At 63.4% G+C, this 16,794-nt stretch carries 19 protein-coding genes; 10 read left to right on the top strand and 9 right to left on the bottom strand.

The features are described 5' to 3' along the window. Nucleotides 1-28: 28 nt before the first annotated feature. On the bottom strand, nucleotides 29-1,030 hold the full coding sequence (locus tag F2P44_RS05875) for a class 1 fructose-bisphosphatase (protein ID WP_167085787.1): 1,002 nt from the start codon (nucleotides 1,028-1,030) through the stop codon (nucleotides 29-31). 43 nt (nucleotides 1,031-1,073) lie between these two features. Next, the gene (pepN, locus tag F2P44_RS05870; RefSeq protein ID WP_167085786.1) at nucleotides 1,074-3,716 is read right to left on the bottom strand and encodes an aminopeptidase N; all 2,643 of its coding nucleotides are present in this window, start codon (nucleotides 3,714-3,716) and stop codon (nucleotides 1,074-1,076) included. A gap of 181 nt (nucleotides 3,717-3,897) precedes the next feature. Here pepN and F2P44_RS05865 point away from each other — a divergent pair, with 181 nt between their 5' ends. Continuing rightward, a complete protein-coding gene (locus tag F2P44_RS05865) occupies nucleotides 3,898-4,560 on the top strand; it encodes a DUF4136 domain-containing protein (RefSeq protein ID WP_167085785.1) in 663 nt (220 codons plus the stop codon). 48 nt (nucleotides 4,561-4,608) lie between these two features. Here F2P44_RS05865 and F2P44_RS36075 read toward each other — a convergent pair whose 3' ends face one another. The 4 genes from F2P44_RS36075 to F2P44_RS05850 are packed head-to-tail and all read right to left on the bottom strand — an operon-like array spanning nucleotide 4,609 to nucleotide 7,082. Further along, complete coding sequence (locus tag F2P44_RS36075) at nucleotides 4,609-4,731, bottom strand: hypothetical protein (RefSeq protein WP_267877582.1); 123 nt, start codon at nucleotides 4,729-4,731, stop codon at nucleotides 4,609-4,611. After that, nucleotides 4,728-5,702 carry a quinone oxidoreductase family protein gene (locus F2P44_RS05860; RefSeq protein WP_167085907.1) on the bottom strand — a complete coding sequence of 325 codons (975 nt, stop codon included), beginning with the start codon at nucleotides 5,700-5,702 and terminating at the stop codon, nucleotides 4,728-4,730. The genes F2P44_RS36075 and F2P44_RS05860 overlap by 4 nt, the downstream gene beginning before the upstream one ends. After that, a complete protein-coding gene (locus F2P44_RS05855) occupies nucleotides 5,702-6,127 on the bottom strand; it encodes a methylglyoxal synthase (protein WP_167085784.1) in 426 nt (141 codons plus the stop codon). Before F2P44_RS05855 ends, F2P44_RS05860 begins: the two co-directional genes overlap by 1 nt. 34 nt (nucleotides 6,128-6,161) lie before the next feature. After that, the gene (locus tag F2P44_RS05850; protein ID WP_167085783.1) at nucleotides 6,162-7,082 is read right to left on the bottom strand and encodes a DMT family transporter; all 921 of its coding nucleotides are present in this window, start codon (nucleotides 7,080-7,082) and stop codon (nucleotides 6,162-6,164) included. 111 nt (nucleotides 7,083-7,193) lie between these two features. On the opposite strand from F2P44_RS05850, the gene F2P44_RS05845 reads away from it, so the two are divergent. The 9 genes from F2P44_RS05845 (at nucleotide 7,194) to F2P44_RS05805 (ending at nucleotide 15,077) form a co-directional block, all read left to right on the top strand. Beyond that, on the top strand, nucleotides 7,194-7,919 hold the full coding sequence (locus F2P44_RS05845; RefSeq protein ID WP_167085782.1) for a YebC/PmpR family DNA-binding transcriptional regulator: 726 nt from the start codon (nucleotides 7,194-7,196) through the stop codon (nucleotides 7,917-7,919). A 6-nt stretch (nucleotides 7,920-7,925) separates the two neighbouring features. Then, nucleotides 7,926-9,194: a phosphoribosylamine--glycine ligase gene (gene purD, locus F2P44_RS05840; RefSeq protein ID WP_167085781.1), complete on the top strand. Its 1,269-nt coding sequence runs from the start codon at nucleotides 7,926-7,928 to the stop codon at nucleotides 9,192-9,194. A 127-nt stretch (nucleotides 9,195-9,321) separates the two neighbouring features. Next, nucleotides 9,322-10,233, top strand: coding sequence for an oxygen-dependent coproporphyrinogen oxidase (gene hemF, locus F2P44_RS05835; protein ID WP_167085780.1), 912 nt, complete (start codon nucleotides 9,322-9,324; stop codon nucleotides 10,231-10,233). Continuing rightward, the gene (locus F2P44_RS05830; RefSeq protein ID WP_167085779.1) at nucleotides 10,230-10,880 is read left to right on the top strand and encodes a nicotinate-nucleotide adenylyltransferase; all 651 of its coding nucleotides are present in this window, start codon (nucleotides 10,230-10,232) and stop codon (nucleotides 10,878-10,880) included. The genes hemF and F2P44_RS05830 overlap by 4 nt, the downstream gene beginning before the upstream one ends. Further along, on the top strand, nucleotides 10,880-11,599 hold the full coding sequence (rsfS, locus tag F2P44_RS05825; RefSeq protein WP_167085778.1) for a ribosome silencing factor: 720 nt from the start codon (nucleotides 10,880-10,882) through the stop codon (nucleotides 11,597-11,599). Before F2P44_RS05830 ends, rsfS begins: the two co-directional genes overlap by 1 nt. Before the next feature lie 6 nt (nucleotides 11,600-11,605). Next, entirely contained in the window at nucleotides 11,606-12,076 is a 471-nt protein-coding gene (gene rlmH, locus F2P44_RS05820) for a 23S rRNA (pseudouridine(1915)-N(3))-methyltransferase RlmH (RefSeq protein WP_167085777.1), read from the top strand. A gap of 15 nt (nucleotides 12,077-12,091) precedes the next feature. Then, nucleotides 12,092-12,712: a Maf family protein gene (locus F2P44_RS05815; RefSeq protein ID WP_167085776.1), complete on the top strand. Its 621-nt coding sequence runs from the start codon at nucleotides 12,092-12,094 to the stop codon at nucleotides 12,710-12,712. A 74-nt stretch (nucleotides 12,713-12,786) separates the two neighbouring features. After that, a complete protein-coding gene (gene rng / locus F2P44_RS05810; protein ID WP_167085775.1) occupies nucleotides 12,787-14,250 on the top strand; it encodes a ribonuclease G in 1,464 nt (487 codons plus the stop codon). A gap of 254 nt (nucleotides 14,251-14,504) precedes the next feature. Further along, on the top strand, nucleotides 14,505-15,077 hold the full coding sequence (locus F2P44_RS05805) for a PEP-CTERM sorting domain-containing protein (RefSeq protein WP_167085774.1): 573 nt from the start codon (nucleotides 14,505-14,507) through the stop codon (nucleotides 15,075-15,077). A gap of 24 nt (nucleotides 15,078-15,101) precedes the next feature. On the opposite strand, the gene F2P44_RS05800 is transcribed toward F2P44_RS05805, so the two are convergent. From F2P44_RS05800 to F2P44_RS05790, 3 genes are all read right to left on the bottom strand, one after another. Beyond that, nucleotides 15,102-15,647: a DUF2004 domain-containing protein gene (locus F2P44_RS05800; protein ID WP_167085773.1), complete on the bottom strand. Its 546-nt coding sequence runs from the start codon at nucleotides 15,645-15,647 to the stop codon at nucleotides 15,102-15,104. A gap of 84 nt (nucleotides 15,648-15,731) precedes the next feature. Then, nucleotides 15,732-16,058, bottom strand: coding sequence for a hypothetical protein (locus F2P44_RS05795; protein WP_167085772.1), 327 nt, complete (start codon nucleotides 16,056-16,058; stop codon nucleotides 15,732-15,734). A 10-nt stretch (nucleotides 16,059-16,068) separates the two neighbouring features. Next, complete coding sequence (locus F2P44_RS05790; RefSeq protein ID WP_167085771.1) at nucleotides 16,069-16,749, bottom strand: NAD(P)H-binding protein; 681 nt, start codon at nucleotides 16,747-16,749, stop codon at nucleotides 16,069-16,071. Nucleotides 16,750-16,794 lie beyond the last annotated feature (45 nt).

Genomic DNA, 16,794 nt, shown 5'->3' with positions numbered 1-16,794 from the left:
TTTTACTTTTTTGTGAAAAAGACCATTTTTACTCGGCGTGATAGCTGCTCACGCGCTCGACTTCGCTCTTCGATCCCAGGAACACCGGCACCCGCTGATGCAGCTTGTGCGGGGCGATATCGAGGATACGCGTGCGCCCGTCGGTCGCGGCGCCGCCGGCCTGCTCGACGATCATCGCCATCGGGTTGGCTTCGTACATCAGGCGCAGCTTGCCCGGCATCGAGGTGTCGCGCGTATCGGCCGGATACATGAAGATGCCGCCACGGTTCAGGATGCGGTGCACGTCGGCCACCATCGACGCAATCCAGCGCATATTGAAGTCCTTGCCGCGCACGCCAGTCGAGCCGGCCAGCAGCTCGTCGACATAGCGCTGCACCGGCGCATGCCAGTGGCGCGCGTTGGACATATTGATCGCGAATTCCTTGGTCGTCTCGGGAATCATCATGTGGCGCTGGGTCAGCACCCACGAGCCCATTTCGCGGTCCAGGGTGAAGCAGTTCACGCCATTGCCGGTGGTGAGCACCAGCATGGTTTGCGGGCCATACACGGCGTAGCCGGCGGCAACCTGCATGCTACCGGCCTGCATGAAGTCCGCTTCGGTCGGCGTGCCCATGCCTTCGGGCGCCTTGAGCACCGAGAAGATGGTGCCGATCGAGACGTTCACGTCGATGTTCGACGAGCCGTCGAGCGGGTCGAACAGGAGCATGTATTCGCCCATGGGATAGCGGTTCGGGATCGGATGGATCGATTCCATCTCTTCCGACGCCATGGCCGCCAGGTGGCCGCCCCATTCGTTCGCCTCGAGCAGGATCTCGTTGGAGATCACGTCGAGCTTTTTCTGCACTTCGCCCTGGATATTCTCGGTGTCGGCGCTGCCGAGGATATCGCCGAGCGCTCCCTTGCCGACCGAATGGCTGATGGTCTTGCAGGCGCGCGCGACCACTTCGATCAGCAGGCGCAGTTCGGCCGGGATGGAGTTATGCAGCCGTTGTTCTTCGACCAGGTGTTGCGTGAGACTGACGCGTTTCATTCACTTCCCTTTGGTTTGTTGACGTTCTTTGCTGACGACAGCATCAGTTGGCAAGCGCCTTGCTCACCACTTCGCGCACGTCGTTCGATAATTTTTTCACGCCCGCGACCTTTTGCAAGGCCTTCTTCATCGGCGCCTGCAAGGCCGGCGCATACCTGCGCCAGCGGTCCATCGAGCGCGCCAGGCGGCTGGCCACCTGCGGATTCAAGGCGTCGAGCGCGATCACCTGCTCGGCCCAGAACGCGTAGCCGCTGCCGTCCGCCGCGTGGAACTGCGATGGATTGCCGACGCAGAAAGTGAATACCAGGCTGCGCGCCCGGTTCGGGTTCTTGAGGTTGAAGGCCGCGTGGCGCATCAACGCGCGCACCGCGGCCACGTCGGTCGCCGGGGCGCAAGCCTGCATCGCGAACCACTTGTCGATCACCAGCGCCTCGTTGTCGAAGTCGGCGTAGAAAGCCTGCAGCGCCGCCTGCGCGGAAGCGGCGCCCGCATGGATCAGGGCTCCCAGCGCGGCGACCCGGTCGGTCATATTGCCGGCGTGGTCGAACTGCGCCTGCGCCAGCGCGATACTGTCTTCGCTGGAGGTGGACGCAAGATAAGCCAGGGCCAGGTTTTTCAGGCCGCGCCGCCCCGCCGACAGCGCATCGGGGCTGTACGCGCCCGGCGTCTGGTTGGCGTCGTACTGGGCGCGCAGGTCAGCGCGCAGCGCGCCGCCGATGGTGCGCCGAACGAACTGGCGCGCCTGGTGGATCGCTTGCGGATTGACCACGTCCATTTGATCGGCAATCATGCTCTCCGACGGCAGCAGCAAGGCTTGTTCGCGGAAGGCGGCATCGAGCGATTCGTCGGCCAGGATCTTGCGCAGCGCCTCGATGAAGGTGGTGTCCAGTTCAAGCGTATCGCCCTTGGCCACGGCCGCCGTCAGCTTGAGCAGGCGCGCCATCGCCAGGCGCTGGCCGGCTTCCCAGCGGTTGACCGGGTCGCTGTCATGGCTGAACAGGTGCAGCAGTTCGGTATCGGTGTAATCGTATTCAAGGACCACGGGCGCGGAAAAGTCGCGCAGGATCGATGGCGTCGGCGCTTCCTTCACGCCGGAAAAGCGGAAGGTGCGGCTTGCTTCGGTCAGTTCCAGCACCGCGGTGACGGCATCGAGTCCATCGACGTTCAGGTGCAGGTCGCGCCCGTCGGCGCCCAGCAGGCCCACGGCCACCGGAATATGAAACGGCAGCTTGTTTTCCTGCCCCGGCGTGGCCGGACAGCGTTGGGTCAAGGTCAGCTCGTAGGTCTGCGCATCGGCATCGTAGCGGCCTTCGGCGCGCACCACCGGCGTACCGGCCTGGCTGTACCAGCGCTCGAACTGGGTCAGGTCGCGCCCGCCGGCGTCGGCCATCGCAGCGCGGAAATCGTCGCAGGTCACGGCCTGGCCGTCGTGCCGCTCGAAATACAGGTCCATGCCCTTGCGGAAAAGCTCGCGCCCGAGCAGGGTCTGGTACATGCGCACCACTTCCGCGCCTTTTTCGTACACGGTGACGGTGTAGAAGTTATTGATCTCCACAAACGAGTCGGGGCGCACCGGATGCGCCATCGGCCCCGCGTCTTCCGGGAACTGGGCCTGGCGCAATGTGCGCACCTGGTCGATGCGGGTGACGGCGCGCCCGCTGTCGGTGCCGATCATATCGGCCGAAAATTCCTGGTCGCGAAACACCGTCAGGCCTTCTTTCAGCGACAGCTGGAACCAGTCGCGGCACGTGATGCGGTTGCCGGTCCAGTTGTGGAAATACTCGTGTCCGACCACCGCCTCGATGCCGGCGTAGTCGATGTCGGTGGCCACGCGCGGATTGGCCAGCACGAACTTGGTATTGAAGATGTTCAGGCCCTTGTTTTCCATCGCGCCCATGTTGAAGTCGCCCACCGCCACGATCATGAAGCGGTCCAGGTCGAGTTCGAGCCCGAAGCGCTCTTCGTCCCAGCGGATGCTGTTCTTGAGCGACTGCATGGCGTAATCGGTCTTGTCGAGATTGCCCTCTTCCACCCACACCTGCAACAGTGCCGAGCGGCCATCGGCCAGCTTGAAGGTTTCTTCCTGGCACACCAGGCGCGCCGCCACCAGGGCGAACAGGTAGGACGGCTTCTTGAACGGGTCTTCCCACTTGGCAAAATGGCGGCCATCGCCCAGCTCGCCCTCTTCGATCAGGTTGCCGTTCGACAGCAGCACCGGATAGGTCGCCTTGTCGGCGCGCAGCATCACCGTGTATTTCGCCATCACGTCGGGACGGTCGGGGAAATAGCTGATGTTGCGGAAACCTTCCGCCTCGCACTGCGTGAAAAAGTTGCCGTTGGACACGTACAACCCGTTCAAGGTCGTGTTCTTGACGGGCGCGGTCAGGGTTTCGATTTCCAAAGTGACCTCATCGGGCGCATTCGGAATGACCAGCAACTTGTCGTCCAGGCGGTAATCGCGCTTGGACAGGGTCTTGCCGTTCATGCGCAGCGCCACCAGGACGATATTCTCTCCATGCAACTCAATCGCGCGCACCTTGCTCTCGGGATTGCGCGTCATGGTCAGGCGGCTGGCGACGATGGTGCGCTGCGGGTCGAGATCAAAGCCAAGTTCGACCGTTTCCACCAGAAAGCCGGGCGGGGTGTAATCTTTGCGATAGATGGTTTGCGGAGTGTCTGTGCGCATGGGATCTCGGGAAGGACGGTGAGTCGGGTGCCTATTTTACCAATACCGCCACCGTGCGCCGTTCCTCATTGTCTGTATCGCAGTGTGAACAGGGTAACAACTTGTAAAAATTCTGCGAAAATAGACCGTGGGCCATAAAGTTAGCTTCGGTGAAATCCGTTTTGAGTATGGGAGTAGTGCGATGAGACGATTATTGATGGCTGCCGGCGCGGCATTGACCTTGCTGCTGGGAGGCTGCGCGACCACGATCCGCAGCAATGTGACCACCTTTCACCAGTGGCCGGCCGAGCTGCAGGATAAAACCTATGTGTTCGAAGCGCCGCCGGTGCAGGACGACACGCTCGAACTGCGCAGCTACCAGAACCTGGTGCGCGGCCAGCTGGCGCGCCTGGGTTTCCGCGACGCCGGCGAAAGCGGCAAGCCGACCCTGAAAATCTCGATGAAATTCACCACCACCGACGTGCCGGTGCGCGTGGTCGAACTGGTCGATCCCTTCTTCATCCCGAACCCGCGCTTCGCGTTCGGCGGCTACGGCTACGGTTACCGCGGCCGCCACTGGGGCGCGCGGCGCTACTGGGGCGGCTGGCACAGCCCCTTCTACGATCCGTTCTGGAGCGGCGCGCCGATGTACCGCGAGCGCATTGATCACCAATACCGGCGCGAGCTGCAGGTGGCGATCAAGTCCATCCCCGGCGGCAAGCGCCTGTTCGACGTCACCGTGCATAACATGAGCCGCGAAATGTCCACGCCGGCGCTGATGCCGGCGCTGGTGCAAAGCGCCTTTGCCGAATTCCCGGGCGTGAGCGGGGTCGCCAGGCGGGTCGAACTCAAACGCGAAGGCTGATTTTCCGGCTATTGACGAAAAACGCGCTCCCCGGAGCGCGTTTTTCGTTCAAGGATGACCGAGCCAGGCCTCCGAGCCGAAGGTGATCCCCACGATCAGCAGCACCGCCAGCACCAGAGCGATCAAGAGGCGCCCGAACTTGGGCGAACCGTCGTCGCCGGGCGCGCTCATGGCACTAGGATCGACGAACCGGTCGTCTTGCGCGCTTCCAGGTCGCTATGCGCCTGCGCCGCATCGGCCAGTTTATAGGTCTGGTTGATATCGATCTTCACATCGCCGCTGGCGACGACCGCGAACAGGTCGGCTGCCATCGCTTCCAGGTCGGCGCGCTTGGCGGCATAGCTGAACAGGGTCGGACGGGTGATGAACAGCGAGCCGCGCGCGGACAGCTCTGCCAGCGAAAAATCGGGCACCGGTCCGGACGCACTGCCGAAGCTGACCATCATCCCGAGCGGGCGCAGGCAGTCGAGCGACTTGGTGAAGGTATCCTTGCCGATCGAGTCGTACACCACCGAGACTTTTTCGCCGTTGGTGATCTCCATCACGCGCGCCACGAAATCCTCGGTGTTGTAGTTGATGACGTGGCTGCAGCCGGCGGCCTTGGCCAGCGCCGCCTTTTCGTCGGAACCGACGGTGCCGATCATGTTCACGCCCAGCGCGCGCGCCCACTGCGACGCGATCAGGCCCACGCCGCCGGCGGCCGCGTGAAACAGGATGGTGTCGCCGCGCTTGAGCGGCACGGTGCGGCGGAACAGGTACTGCACCGTCAGGCCTTGCAGCATCATGGCCGCGCCGGTCTCGAACGAGATCTCGCTGGGTAAGCGCAGCAGCAGCGCGGACGGCAGGTTGCGCACTTCCGAATAGGCGCCGTTCGGACGGCCGGCATAAGCCACGCGGTCGCCCACGGCCACCTCGGTCACGCCCTCGCCCACCGCCTCGACCACGCCAGCGCCTTCCATGCCCAGCCCCCCCGGCAGCGGCTGCGGATACAGGCCGGTGCGGAAGTAGACGTCGATAAAATTGATGCCGCAGGCGGCATGGCGCACGCGCGCTTCGCCCGGTCCGGGCTCGCCGACGTCGACGTCGACGTATTCCATCACTTCGGGGCCGCCGGTGCGGTTCATGCGGATTGCTTTTGCCATCATGCTGGACTCCTGGTTGATTCTGAGGTGGGTTGTGCGGCCGCGAGCCTGAGCTGCGAGAGCAGCAAATGGGCGGTCGACAGATTGGTGGCGCAGGCCACATTGTGCACATCGCAGGCGCGCACCAGCGCGTTGATGTCCGGCTCGTGCGGCTGCGGCGTCATGGGGTCGCGCAGGAACACCACCGCGTCGACCTGGCCTTCGACCAGGGCCGCGCCGATCTGCAGGTCGCCGCCGAACGGGCCGGATTGCTTGCGTTCGACCGCCAGCCCCAGCTCCTTGATCAGGCGCGCGCCGGTGGTGCCGGTCGCCATCAGCTGGCAGCCGCGCAGGAAATCGATGTACTCGGCGGCGAGCACGATCATGTCGTCCTTCTTCTTGTCGTGGGCGATCAGGGCGAGGCGGGGCTTGGTCGGTTGGCTCATTCGGTCTGCTTTCGTGGGGTCGGGTGTGGGGTGGCTATTTTTTCTTCGACAGCATGTAAATACCCGCCAGGACCATCGCGGTGCCGCCCACCTGCACGGCGGTCATCGGTTCGTTCAACACCAGCGCGCCAAGGAACAGGGTCGAGACGGGGCCGATCATGCCGGCCTGCGAGGCGGTGGAGGCGCCGATGCGCTGCACGGCGATCATGGTCATGAACACCGGCAGCACGGTGCAGAAGATCCCGTTGGCCAGCGAGTACCAGTACACCGCCGCCGGCTGGACCAGCATGGCCACCGGCCGCAGCACGAAGAACTGGCCGATGCACACCACGCTCGATACGCACATCGCATACGCGACCAGGCGCAGGGAGCCGATGCGGCGCACCATCTCGCCCGACATCAGGAGGTAGACCGCGTACGACAGGGCCGAGCCAAGCACCAGCAGCGCGCCGATGGCGGTGCTGCCGGCGCCGCCGTGCAAGTCGTGCACGAACACCAGCACGATGCCGCAGTAGGATACGAGCAGGGCCAGCCACTCGATGCGGCTGATGTGGCGCTTGAGGAAAACCGAGGTAATGAGCAGCACGAAGGTCGGCGTGAGGAACAGGATCAGGCGTTCCAGCCCGACCGAAATGAACTGCAGGCCGAGGAAGTCGAGAAAACTGGAGAGGTAGTAACCGATCACGCCCAGGAACACCAGGCGCCAGCGGTCGGTCGTCGACAGCGGCGCTTCGGTGCGCATCTTCCAGATCGCGACAGCGGCGAACACCGGCAGCGAAAACAGCATGCGAAACGCGATCACGGTGACGGCATCGACGTGGTAGCGGTACATCAGCTTGGCCAGGACCGCCTTGGCCGAAAACAGCACCGCGCCCGCGATGGCGAGGGTCAGGCCGGCCAGCAGGGCCGGGCGCGGGATCGATTGGGCGGCGGGGGCCGTTGCGCTTTTGTTCATGCAGCGATTGTAGAACGAATCGCGCAAACGGGCTGGAGGCCGGCGGATTTTGGCAAGGCCGCTATGGTAAAATGTCGGCCATTGATGCACACCGTCTAAGGAAATTTCGACATGGCTGGACACAGCAAATGGGCCAATATCAAGCACAAGAAGGCCGCTACCGACGCCAAGCGCGGCAAGATCTGGACCCGATTGATCAAGGAAATCACCGTTGGCGCGCGCATGGGCGGCCCCGACATCGCCACCAATCCGCGCCTGCGCCTGGCGGTGGACAAGGCGGCTGACGCCAATATGCCGAAAGAGAACGTCACGCGCGCCATCGCCCGCGGTTCGGGCGGACTCGAAGGCGTGAACTACGAAGAAGTGCGCTACGAAGGCTACGGCATCGGCGGCGCGGCCATCATCGTCGACTGCATGACCGACAACCGTGTGCGCACGGTGGCCGAAGTGCGCCACGCCTTCAATAAACACGGCGGCAACATGGGCACCGAAGGTTCGGTCGCGTTCATGTTCAAGCACTGCGGCCAGTTCCTGTTCGCGCCCGGCGTGGACGAAGACAAGTTGATGGAAGCGGCCCTCGAAGCCGGCGCCGAAGATGTGGTGGCCGACGAAGAAGGCGGCTTTGAAGTGCTGTGCGATCCTTTCGGTTTCGCGACCGTGAAAGAAGCGCTGGAAGCGGCCGGCTTCAAGGCCGAAGTGGCCGAGATCATCATGAAACCGTCGACCGAGACCGTGATCGGCGGCGAAGACGGCATCAAGATGCAAAAAATTCTCGACGCGCTCGAGAACCTCGACGATGTGCAGGAAGTCTATACCAACGTCCTGATCGAAGATTAAGCTCCTATGAAAATCCTGGTAGTCGGCTCTGGCGGCCGTGAACATGCACTGGCCTGGAAACTGGCCCAATCCGAACGTATTCAAATGGTGTACGTCGCCCCGGGCAATGGCGGCACGGCGCGCGACATCCGCCTCGTCAATGTCGAACTGACCGATCCGGAGCAGCTGGCCGAATTCGTCCAGCGCGAGGGCATCGCCCTGACCGTGGTCGGTCCCGAGACGCCGCTGGCGGCCGGCATCGTCAACCTGTTCCGCGGCCGCGGCCTGAAGGTTTTCGGCCCCACCAGGGAAGCGGCGCAGCTGGAAAGCTCGAAGGACTTCGCCAAGGCGTTCATGCAGCGCCACGGGATTCCGACGGCGACGTACCAGACGTTTTCCGACGTGGCTCAGGCGCACGCCTACATCGACGCCAACGGTGCGCCGATCGTCATCAAGGCCGACGGCCTGGCGGCCGGCAAAGGCGTGGTTGTCGCGATGACGCTGGAAGAAGCGCACCAGGCGGTCGACCATATGCTGGCCGATAATCGTTTCGGCGACGCCGGCGCGCGCATCGTGATCGAAGAGTTCTTGGCGGGCGAGGAAGCGAGCTTCATCGTCATGTGCGACGGGAAGAACATCCTGCCGCTGGCGACCAGCCAGGATCACAAGCGCCTCAAGGATGCCGATGAAGGTCCGAACACGGGCGGCATGGGCGCGTATTCGCCGGCGCCGATCGTCACGCCGGCCATGCATGCGCGCGTGATGCGCGAGATTATCAACCCGACCATCAACGGCATGGCCAAGGACGGCATTCCGTTCACCGGCTTTTTGTACGCGGGCTTGATGATCGACGACAAAGGCAATCCGAAGACGCTGGAATTCAACTGCCGCATGGGCGACCCGGAGACGCAGCCGATCATGGCGCGCCTCAAGAGCGACCTGGTGACGGTGATGGAGCATGCGGTCAACGGCACGCTCGACACGGTCGAACTGGAATGGGACCGCCGCACGGCGGTAGGCGTGGTGATGGCCGCCGCCGGCTATCCGGACGATCCGCGCAAGGGCGATGTGATCGACGGCATTCCGGCCGAGACGCCTGAATGCGTGACCTTCCATGCGGGTACGCAGCAGGCTGGCGGCAAGCTGGTGACCAGTGGTGGCCGCGTACTGTGCGTGGTCGGCCTGGGCGACAGCGTCAAGATGGCGCAGAAGCAGGCTTACGAGACGGTCGACAATATCCACTTCAACGGCGCGCAGTTCCGCCGTGATATCGGGTGGCGGGGGTTGAAGCACTAGTCCCCACGTCGTTCCCGCCGAGTGCCGCCTTGGCGCGGGAACGACGGCGCATTAGCTGCGCATATCATAAAATGCGCGGACGGTGTACAATTCGTCCTCAATTTTTATTCCCCGATCCCGCTCCCCGATGTCATCCCCTTCCCCTGCGGCCGTCAAGGCCTGGCTACTCGACCTGCAAGCGCGCATCGTGCAAGCGCTCGAAGACGCCGACGGCAAGCCCTTCCTGCGTGAAGAGTGGGAACGTCCCGAGGGCGGCGGCGGCATCTCGCGCCTGATCGAGGAAGGCAATGTGCTGGAACGCGGCGGCGTCAATTTCTCGCACGTGATGGGCGCCAACCTGCCGCCATCGGCCGCGGCCTCGCGTCCCGAACTGGCCGGCCGCGCCTGGGAAGCGATGGGCGTGTCGCTGGTGCTCCATCCGCGCAATCCGTACGCGCCCACGGTCCACATGAACGTGCGCTTCTTCACTGCTACCGCACCGGGCATCGATCCGGTATGGTGGTTCGGCGGCGGCATGGACCTGACGCCCTACTACGGCGACGAAGCCGATACGCGTCACTTCCACCAGAGCTGCCACGATGCGCTCGCGCCTTTCGGTAGCACGCTGCACGCGCGCTTCAAGCGCTGGTGCGACGATTACTTTTACCTGAAACACCGCAAGGAGCCGCGCGGCGTGGGCGGGATCTTCTTCGACGACTTCAATGAAGCCGGTTTCGACCTGTCCTACGCGATGACGCAAAGCGTGGGCGAATCCTTCGTCAAGGCTTACCTGCCGATCCTGATGGCCCGCAAGGACACGCCGTACGGCGAGCGCGAACGCGACTTCCAGGCCTACCGGCGCGGCCGCTACGTGGAATTCAACCTGGTGTGGGACCGCGGCACCCTGTTCGGCCTGCAGTCGGGCGGGCGCACCGAAGCGATCCTGATGTCGATGCCGCCCATCGTCAAGTGGCGCTACGACTGGCATCCGGAAGCCGGCAGCGCTGAAGCGGCGCTGTACAGCGACTTCCTGGTCCATCGCGACTGGCTTCTTACGTGACCTTGTGCGTCGCGCTGCTGGGAGGCAGTTTCGACCCGGTCCATAACGGTCATGTGGCGCTGGCCACCTTGTTTGCCACCCTGCTCGAACCGGACCAGTTGCGCATCCTGCCGGCCGGCAGTCCGTGGCAGAAGAGCCGCTTGCAAGCCAGCGACGCCGAGCGCGTCGCCATGCTGCGCCTGGCCTTTGGCGGCGCGGCGCGCCCGGTCGCGCTGGACCTGCAGGAAATCGAACGCGGCACGCCGACCTACACCATCGACACCTTGCGCAGCGTGCGTGCCGAACTGGGGCCGCAGGCATCGATCGTCTTCCTGATGGGATCCGACCAGTTGCAGCAGCTCGACAGCTGGCGCGAATGGCGCGCGCTGTTCGAGCTGGCCCATATCGGCGTGGCTGCGCGCCCTGGATTTTCGATGGCCGATGCGGCATTGCCGGCGGCCGTCGCCGAAGAACTCACCCTGCGCCGGGGCAGCCTGGCGCAATTGCGTAATACCCCGTCCGGCAGGGCTTACCTGGCCGAGACGCTGGATGTGGACATCTCCGCCACCCAGATTCGTGCGGCATTACAACGGGGCGAGAAGGCAAACACGCTTATCTCCCCGGTAGTGCTAGACTATATTCAACAACATAATTTATACGAAATCTAATGGATATTAAAAAACTGCAGACCCTCGTCGTCGACGCCCTCGAAGATGTGAAGGGCAAGGACATTACCGTGTTCGATACCGTTCACCTGACCAGCCTTTTTGACCGCATCGCCGTCGTTTCCGGCACCTCCAACCGTCAGACCAAGGCGCTTGCCGCCTCCGTGCGCGACAAGATCAAGGCAGCCGGCGGCGACGTGATCGGCATCGAAGGCGAAGATACCGGCGAATGGGTCCTGGTCGATCTGGGCGACATGATCGTCCACATCATGCAGCCGGCGATCCGCCAGTACTACCGTCTCGAAGAGATCTGGGGCGACAAGCCTGTGAAGCTCGGCGCGGCCAAGCGCAAGGGCACCGTGGAAGCGGCCGAAGCGGCCGAAACCAAGCCAAAGTCGAAGCACCTCGCCTCGACCCAGGCGGCGCCTGAAGTCAAGCCGGTCAACGAGCGCAAACCAGCCGCCAAAAAAGCCGCTGCCGCCAAGACCCCTGCCGCCGCCAAAAAAGCGCCGGCCAAAAAAGCCGCGTCGAAAGCTGTCGGCAAAGTGGTCAAGGTCGCCGCGACCAAGACCGAGGAAGCCGCCGTCAAGGCCCTCAAGGCACTGCCGCCGAAACGCGCAGCCGCCGCTGCAACCAAGGTGGCAAAAGCGCCAAAAGCGCCAGCCGACGCCGTGCCGGTCAAAAAAGTCATCAAGCGCGTCGCCAAAAAAGACGCAGAGTAAGCGCCGATGCAGCTCATTATCGCTGCGGTCGGCCACAAGATGCCCGGTTGGATCGAGACCGGCTTTTCTGAGTACACGAAGCGCATGCCTCCTGAATTGCGCATCGTGCTCAAGGAAATCAAGCCGGTCGAACGCTCCGGCAGCAAGACGGCGGCTACCGCCATGGTGCTCGAACGCGAGCGCATCGAAGCGGTCCTGCCCAAGAGCGCACGCATCATCGCGCTCGATGAACGCGGCAAGGACCTGACCAGCGTGGGCCTGTCCCAGCAGCTGATGCAGTGGCAGCAGGACGGACGCGACACCGTCTTCCTGATCGGCGGGGCCGACGGCCTCGATCCCGAGCTCAAGGCGCGCGCCGAGGGGCTGATTCGTATTTCCAGTATGACGCTCCCGCACGGCATCGTGCGTGTTATGCTTGCCGAGCAGTTGTATAGGGCGTGGTCGATCACGCAGAATCACCCTTATCATCGCGTCTGAGAAACCGGGAATCCGATGAAACCGATCGACAGAAAAATCTACCTTGCATCCAAAAGCCCGCGCCGGCGGGAATTGCTGCGCCAGATCGGCGTGGAGTTCGAGCTGCTCACCTTGCGCAACGATACCCCGCGCGGTCCGGACGTGACCGAACTGGTGAACCCGGGCGAAGCGGCCATCGACTACGTGGCGCGCGTGGCCAACGAAAAAGCGGCCTTCGGCTGGAACATGGTGCAGCACCGCCGCCTGACCCTGCGTCCGGTGCTGGCGGCCGACACCACCGTCACCATCGATGGCCAGATCCTCGGCAAACCCGCTTCGCCCGCCGAGGCGATGGAAATGCTCGAACGCCTGTCCGGCCGCACGCACCAGGTGCTGACCGCAATCGCGGTCCATCACACCGACATGCAGCGCCAGATCACCCAGGTGTCGCAGGTACGCTTCGCCAAACTGTCGCCGGCGTCGATCAAGGCTTACTGCTCCACTCCCGAACCCTACGACAAGGCGGGCGGCTACGGCCTGCAAGGCATGGCCGCGCTGTTCGTCGAACATATCGAAGGCAGCCACTCGGGCATCGTCGGACTGCCCCTGTTCGAAACCGCGCAACTGCTGCGCGAAGCGGGCATTCCGCTGGCCTGATGCGTTTTACGCGCGCAGCGGCCCCGCCTCCGGCCTCGTCCCTAACACCATCATCTGCACGGCGGCCCTGAACAATGAACGAAGATATCCTGATCAACATCACTCCGCAGGAGACGCGCGTGGCGCTCATCCTGCAAGGCGCCGTGCAAGAACTGCACATCGAGCGCACGCTCACGCGCGGCCTGGCCGGTAACGTCTACTCGGGCAAGGTGGTGCGCGTGCTGCCGGGGATGCAGTCGGCCTTTATCGACATCGGCCTGGAACGCGCGGCCTTCCTGCACGTGGCCGACATCTGGGAAGCGCGCACGCATGAAGGCCCGAGCGTGGCGCCGACCCCAATTGAAAAGATCCTGTTCGACGGCCAGGTGCTGACGGTGCAGGTGATCAAGGACCCGATCGGCACCAAGGGTGCGCGCCTGTCGACCCAGATTTCGATCGCCGGGCGCATGCTGGTGTACCTGCCGCAGGACAGCCATATCGGCATCTCGCAGAAGATCGAGAAGGAGTCCGAACGCGAACTGCTGCGCACGCGCCTTCACAGCCTGCTGCCGGCCGAGGAAAAAGGCGGCTACATCGTGCGCACCATGGCCGAGGAAGCATCCGACAGCGACCTGGCGGCCGACGTGGACTACCTGCGCAAGACCTGGGGCGCGATCTGCCACGGCGCGCGCACCCGTCCCGCCACCAGCCTGCTGTACCAGGACTTGAGCCTGGCCCAGCGCGTGCTGCGCGACTTCGTACACGACGAGACGGCCACCATCCAGGTCGACTCGCGCGAAAACCACGCCATGCTGGTCGAATTTGCCAAAGCCTACACGCCGACGGTGCTCACGCGCTTGCAGCACTACACGGGCGAGCGCCCGCTGTTCGACCTGTATGGCGTGGAAGAAGAAATCCTGCGCGCGCTGGGACGGCGGGTGGACCTGAAATCGGGCGGCTACCTGATCGTCGACCAGACCGAGGCGATGACGACCATCGACGTGAACACGGGCGGCTTCGTGGGCGGGCGCAATTTTGCCGATACCATCTTCAAGACCAACCTGGAAGCGGCGCATGCGATCGCGCGCCAGCTGCGGCTGCGCAACCTGGGCGGCATCATCATCCTCGACTTCATCGACATGGACAACAACGAGCATCGCCACGCGGTGCTGCAGGAGTTGAAAAAGACGCTCTCGCGCGACCGCACCAAGGTGTCGGTGTCGAGCTTTTCGGCGCTGGGACTGGTGGAGATGACGAGGAAGCGCACGCGCGAATCGCTCGCTCACATCCTGTGCGAACCCTGCCCGGCCTGCGCCGGCAAGGGCCAGGTGAAAACCAGCCGCACCATCTGCTACGAGATCCTGCGGGAGCTGATGCGCGAAGCGAAGCAGTTCAATCCGCGCGAGTTCCGCATCCTCGCTTCGCAGGAAGTGGTGGACCTGTTCCTGGAAGAGGAATCGCAGCACCTGGCGATGCTGGGGGACTTCATCGGCAAGCAGATTTCGCTGCAAGTGGAGACGGCGTATCACCAGGAACAGTACGACGTCATTTTGATGTAGCCACTGCCTCGCCGCCATCGTTGCATGCCACCCTCGCGGAACTGCAATATTTGCAATGTGGATGAGATTGCATGATCAAGCGCGTTTTCAACATTCTCGCTGGGTAAATTATTCCGCAGTAAATCTGACGTGTTGCGTATATGCTACCAAGCGCACAAGTCCGCCTGCTACGATCCGCTGACACGTGGCCTTCACGTGGCTAGCCGGGTGTCTTGTTCGCCCCGGGAGTTTGTCAATCCTCAGCGGAGGTAGCCATGTTCTTCAGATTGATTGGCGCGGCGGCACTCGCATGTTGCGCCGCAACAGCGCAGGCGGTACCGAGCAAGTTCACGTTCAGCTATACGGGTTTTTTCGATAAGGAAGCCGACCGCTTCGATCCGGCGGCGGTGATTGCGGGCAGTTTTATTGCGGACGACCTGAATCGGGACGGCTTGTTCTCAGCCAACGAACTCATTTCCTTCAAGTACAACGATTCCAACGATTACATCGGTTGCGGCGTGGGCGACCAGTATTTCTGGCACTGCACCATCGAACGGTTCGGCTACCGGATCGGCGGTCCGCTGAAGTTTTTTACCACCTGGTCCACTGCGGACGTCGGCTATCAGATCAACAGCTCGACCATTACCGGCGAAGAGTACGTCTACAACTACCGCAGTGCAAACCACTCCCAGACGCACAGCTTGCTGTGGACCGGCCAGACCGCGCTCGTGGTCAGCGCGCTCAATCCGGTGCCGGAACCGTCCTCCCTGGCCCTGGTGGTGCTCGGTGCAGCCGGCGCAGGCGCGGCCAGCCATGGGGGCGCGCGCCGCCGCAAGCGCGCCGCCTGAAGCGACGCACGGCCCGCGGCCGCGTCAGCTTTCGACGTCGACCGACTGCACCGTGCCATCTTCCGCAAACTTGACCGCGACCACATAGTTGGTCACATCCTCGCCGAAAGTGAAGTCGAACATGGCGAACGAGCCATCGGACTCGTCGGGCATGGGGTGCAGGCCGATATGGCTCAGGTGTAGCGTGGCCAGCATGCGCTCCTCGACCGGCAGCGCGGCATCGGTGCCGTCGATCAGCGCGGCCAGTTCCTCGGGCGAGAACTCGGACAGGTGATGGTCGATGTAGGTGTCCCTGACCTCGCCGCCGGCATGGAAGTCGGCGATACAGGCGGCATGGGCGCGCGCGATCTTGCTGTCGAGCTCCTCCATGAAGCGCGCGACCCGGTCGAGCACGGACGGGTCGAGGTCCTTGACCGCGGAAAACTCGGTGATCCCATCCTCGCCCTCGAATGCATTGAAGAAAGCGAGCGACAGGTCAATTTCCCGGCCATCGACCAGATACGTTGCTTCGTTGTATTCGTTCGGCAAGGCCAGGTTGATGGCGCCGAAATAGGGGATGATTTTTTCCATTTTGAATCTTCACATTGACCAGAACTGGCTATTTTATCAGCCGGGTCGATGGCGGGCGCAAAGCGGCCGCCCTGCGCCCACGCGTCAGGCCTGCCACACGCCGTAGCCGGCCTCGCGCAATCCGATGCCCAGTTCGACTTCCATGTCGGCCGCACCCGCGTAGGGCATCGGGTTGTAGACCGCGTACAGATCGGGCAGCAGGCGCAGGCCGTACTTTTGCACGAATTTGTTGGCCTGGATGCCCGCCTTGTGCTTGTCGAAGCGCAGGTCCACGCTCAATCCCGTCATACCGACGTACACGCACGGTTTTCCGCTCACGTAATCGGGATTGGACCTTTTAAAACGTGGTTCGTACAGCACATCCTTCGACAGCTCGATCACGTACACATTGTGGTGGTAGCGCCGGCCCATCGCGGCCGGCTCAGGGTGGCGTGGCGCTGCGGCCCAGCGCTGCGATATCGGCACTCTCCAGCACCCGCTTGCGCGCGCCATTGCGCACCACGGCCAGCATGGCCTGTCCCACCTGGCGCGTAGTCAGCACGTGCTTCGGCATGGCCGCGCGCAGCAGCGGCAGCACGGGCTTCATCAGCGAATAGAAAATGCGGTAAGCGGTGGTCTTGGACTTGATGCCGTCGAGCGGCTGGATCATCCCCGGGCGGAAGATGTACACGCCGCGAAACGGCAGCGCCAGCAGCGCGTTCTCGGTGCGGCCGCGCACGCGCTCCCACATGGTGGCGCTGGTTTCGCTGCTGTCGGCACCGGCCCCGGACACGTACACGAACACCATGCGCGGATTGAGCGTCGCCAGCGTCTTTGCCGCCGCCAGGGTCATGTCGTAGGTAAGGCGCGTGTAGTCAGGCTCGCTCACGCGCGAGGACGTCACGCCCACGCAGAAAAAACAGGCGTCGAAGTCGTCCAGCTGCGCCGTCACGCTGGCGTAGTTGAACAGGTCGGCATGCACCACATCGCGCAGCCTGGGATGGCGCTGTCCGGTCGGCGTGCGCCCGATGGCCTGCACCAGTTCCACATCGGCGCCCTGCAAGCATTCACGCAACACGCCCTGCCCGACCATGCCGGTGGCGCCAAATAACAGAACTTTCACGTCGTCTTTCTCCTCCTGCGCAAGGGCGCTATCTTACGCCTTTCC

This window comes from Massilia frigida, assembly GCF_011682175.1.
Classification (GTDB): domain Bacteria; phylum Pseudomonadota; class Gammaproteobacteria; order Burkholderiales; family Burkholderiaceae_D; genus Telluria_A; species Telluria_A frigida.
This window is presented reverse-complemented; position numbering and strand designations above follow the sequence as displayed.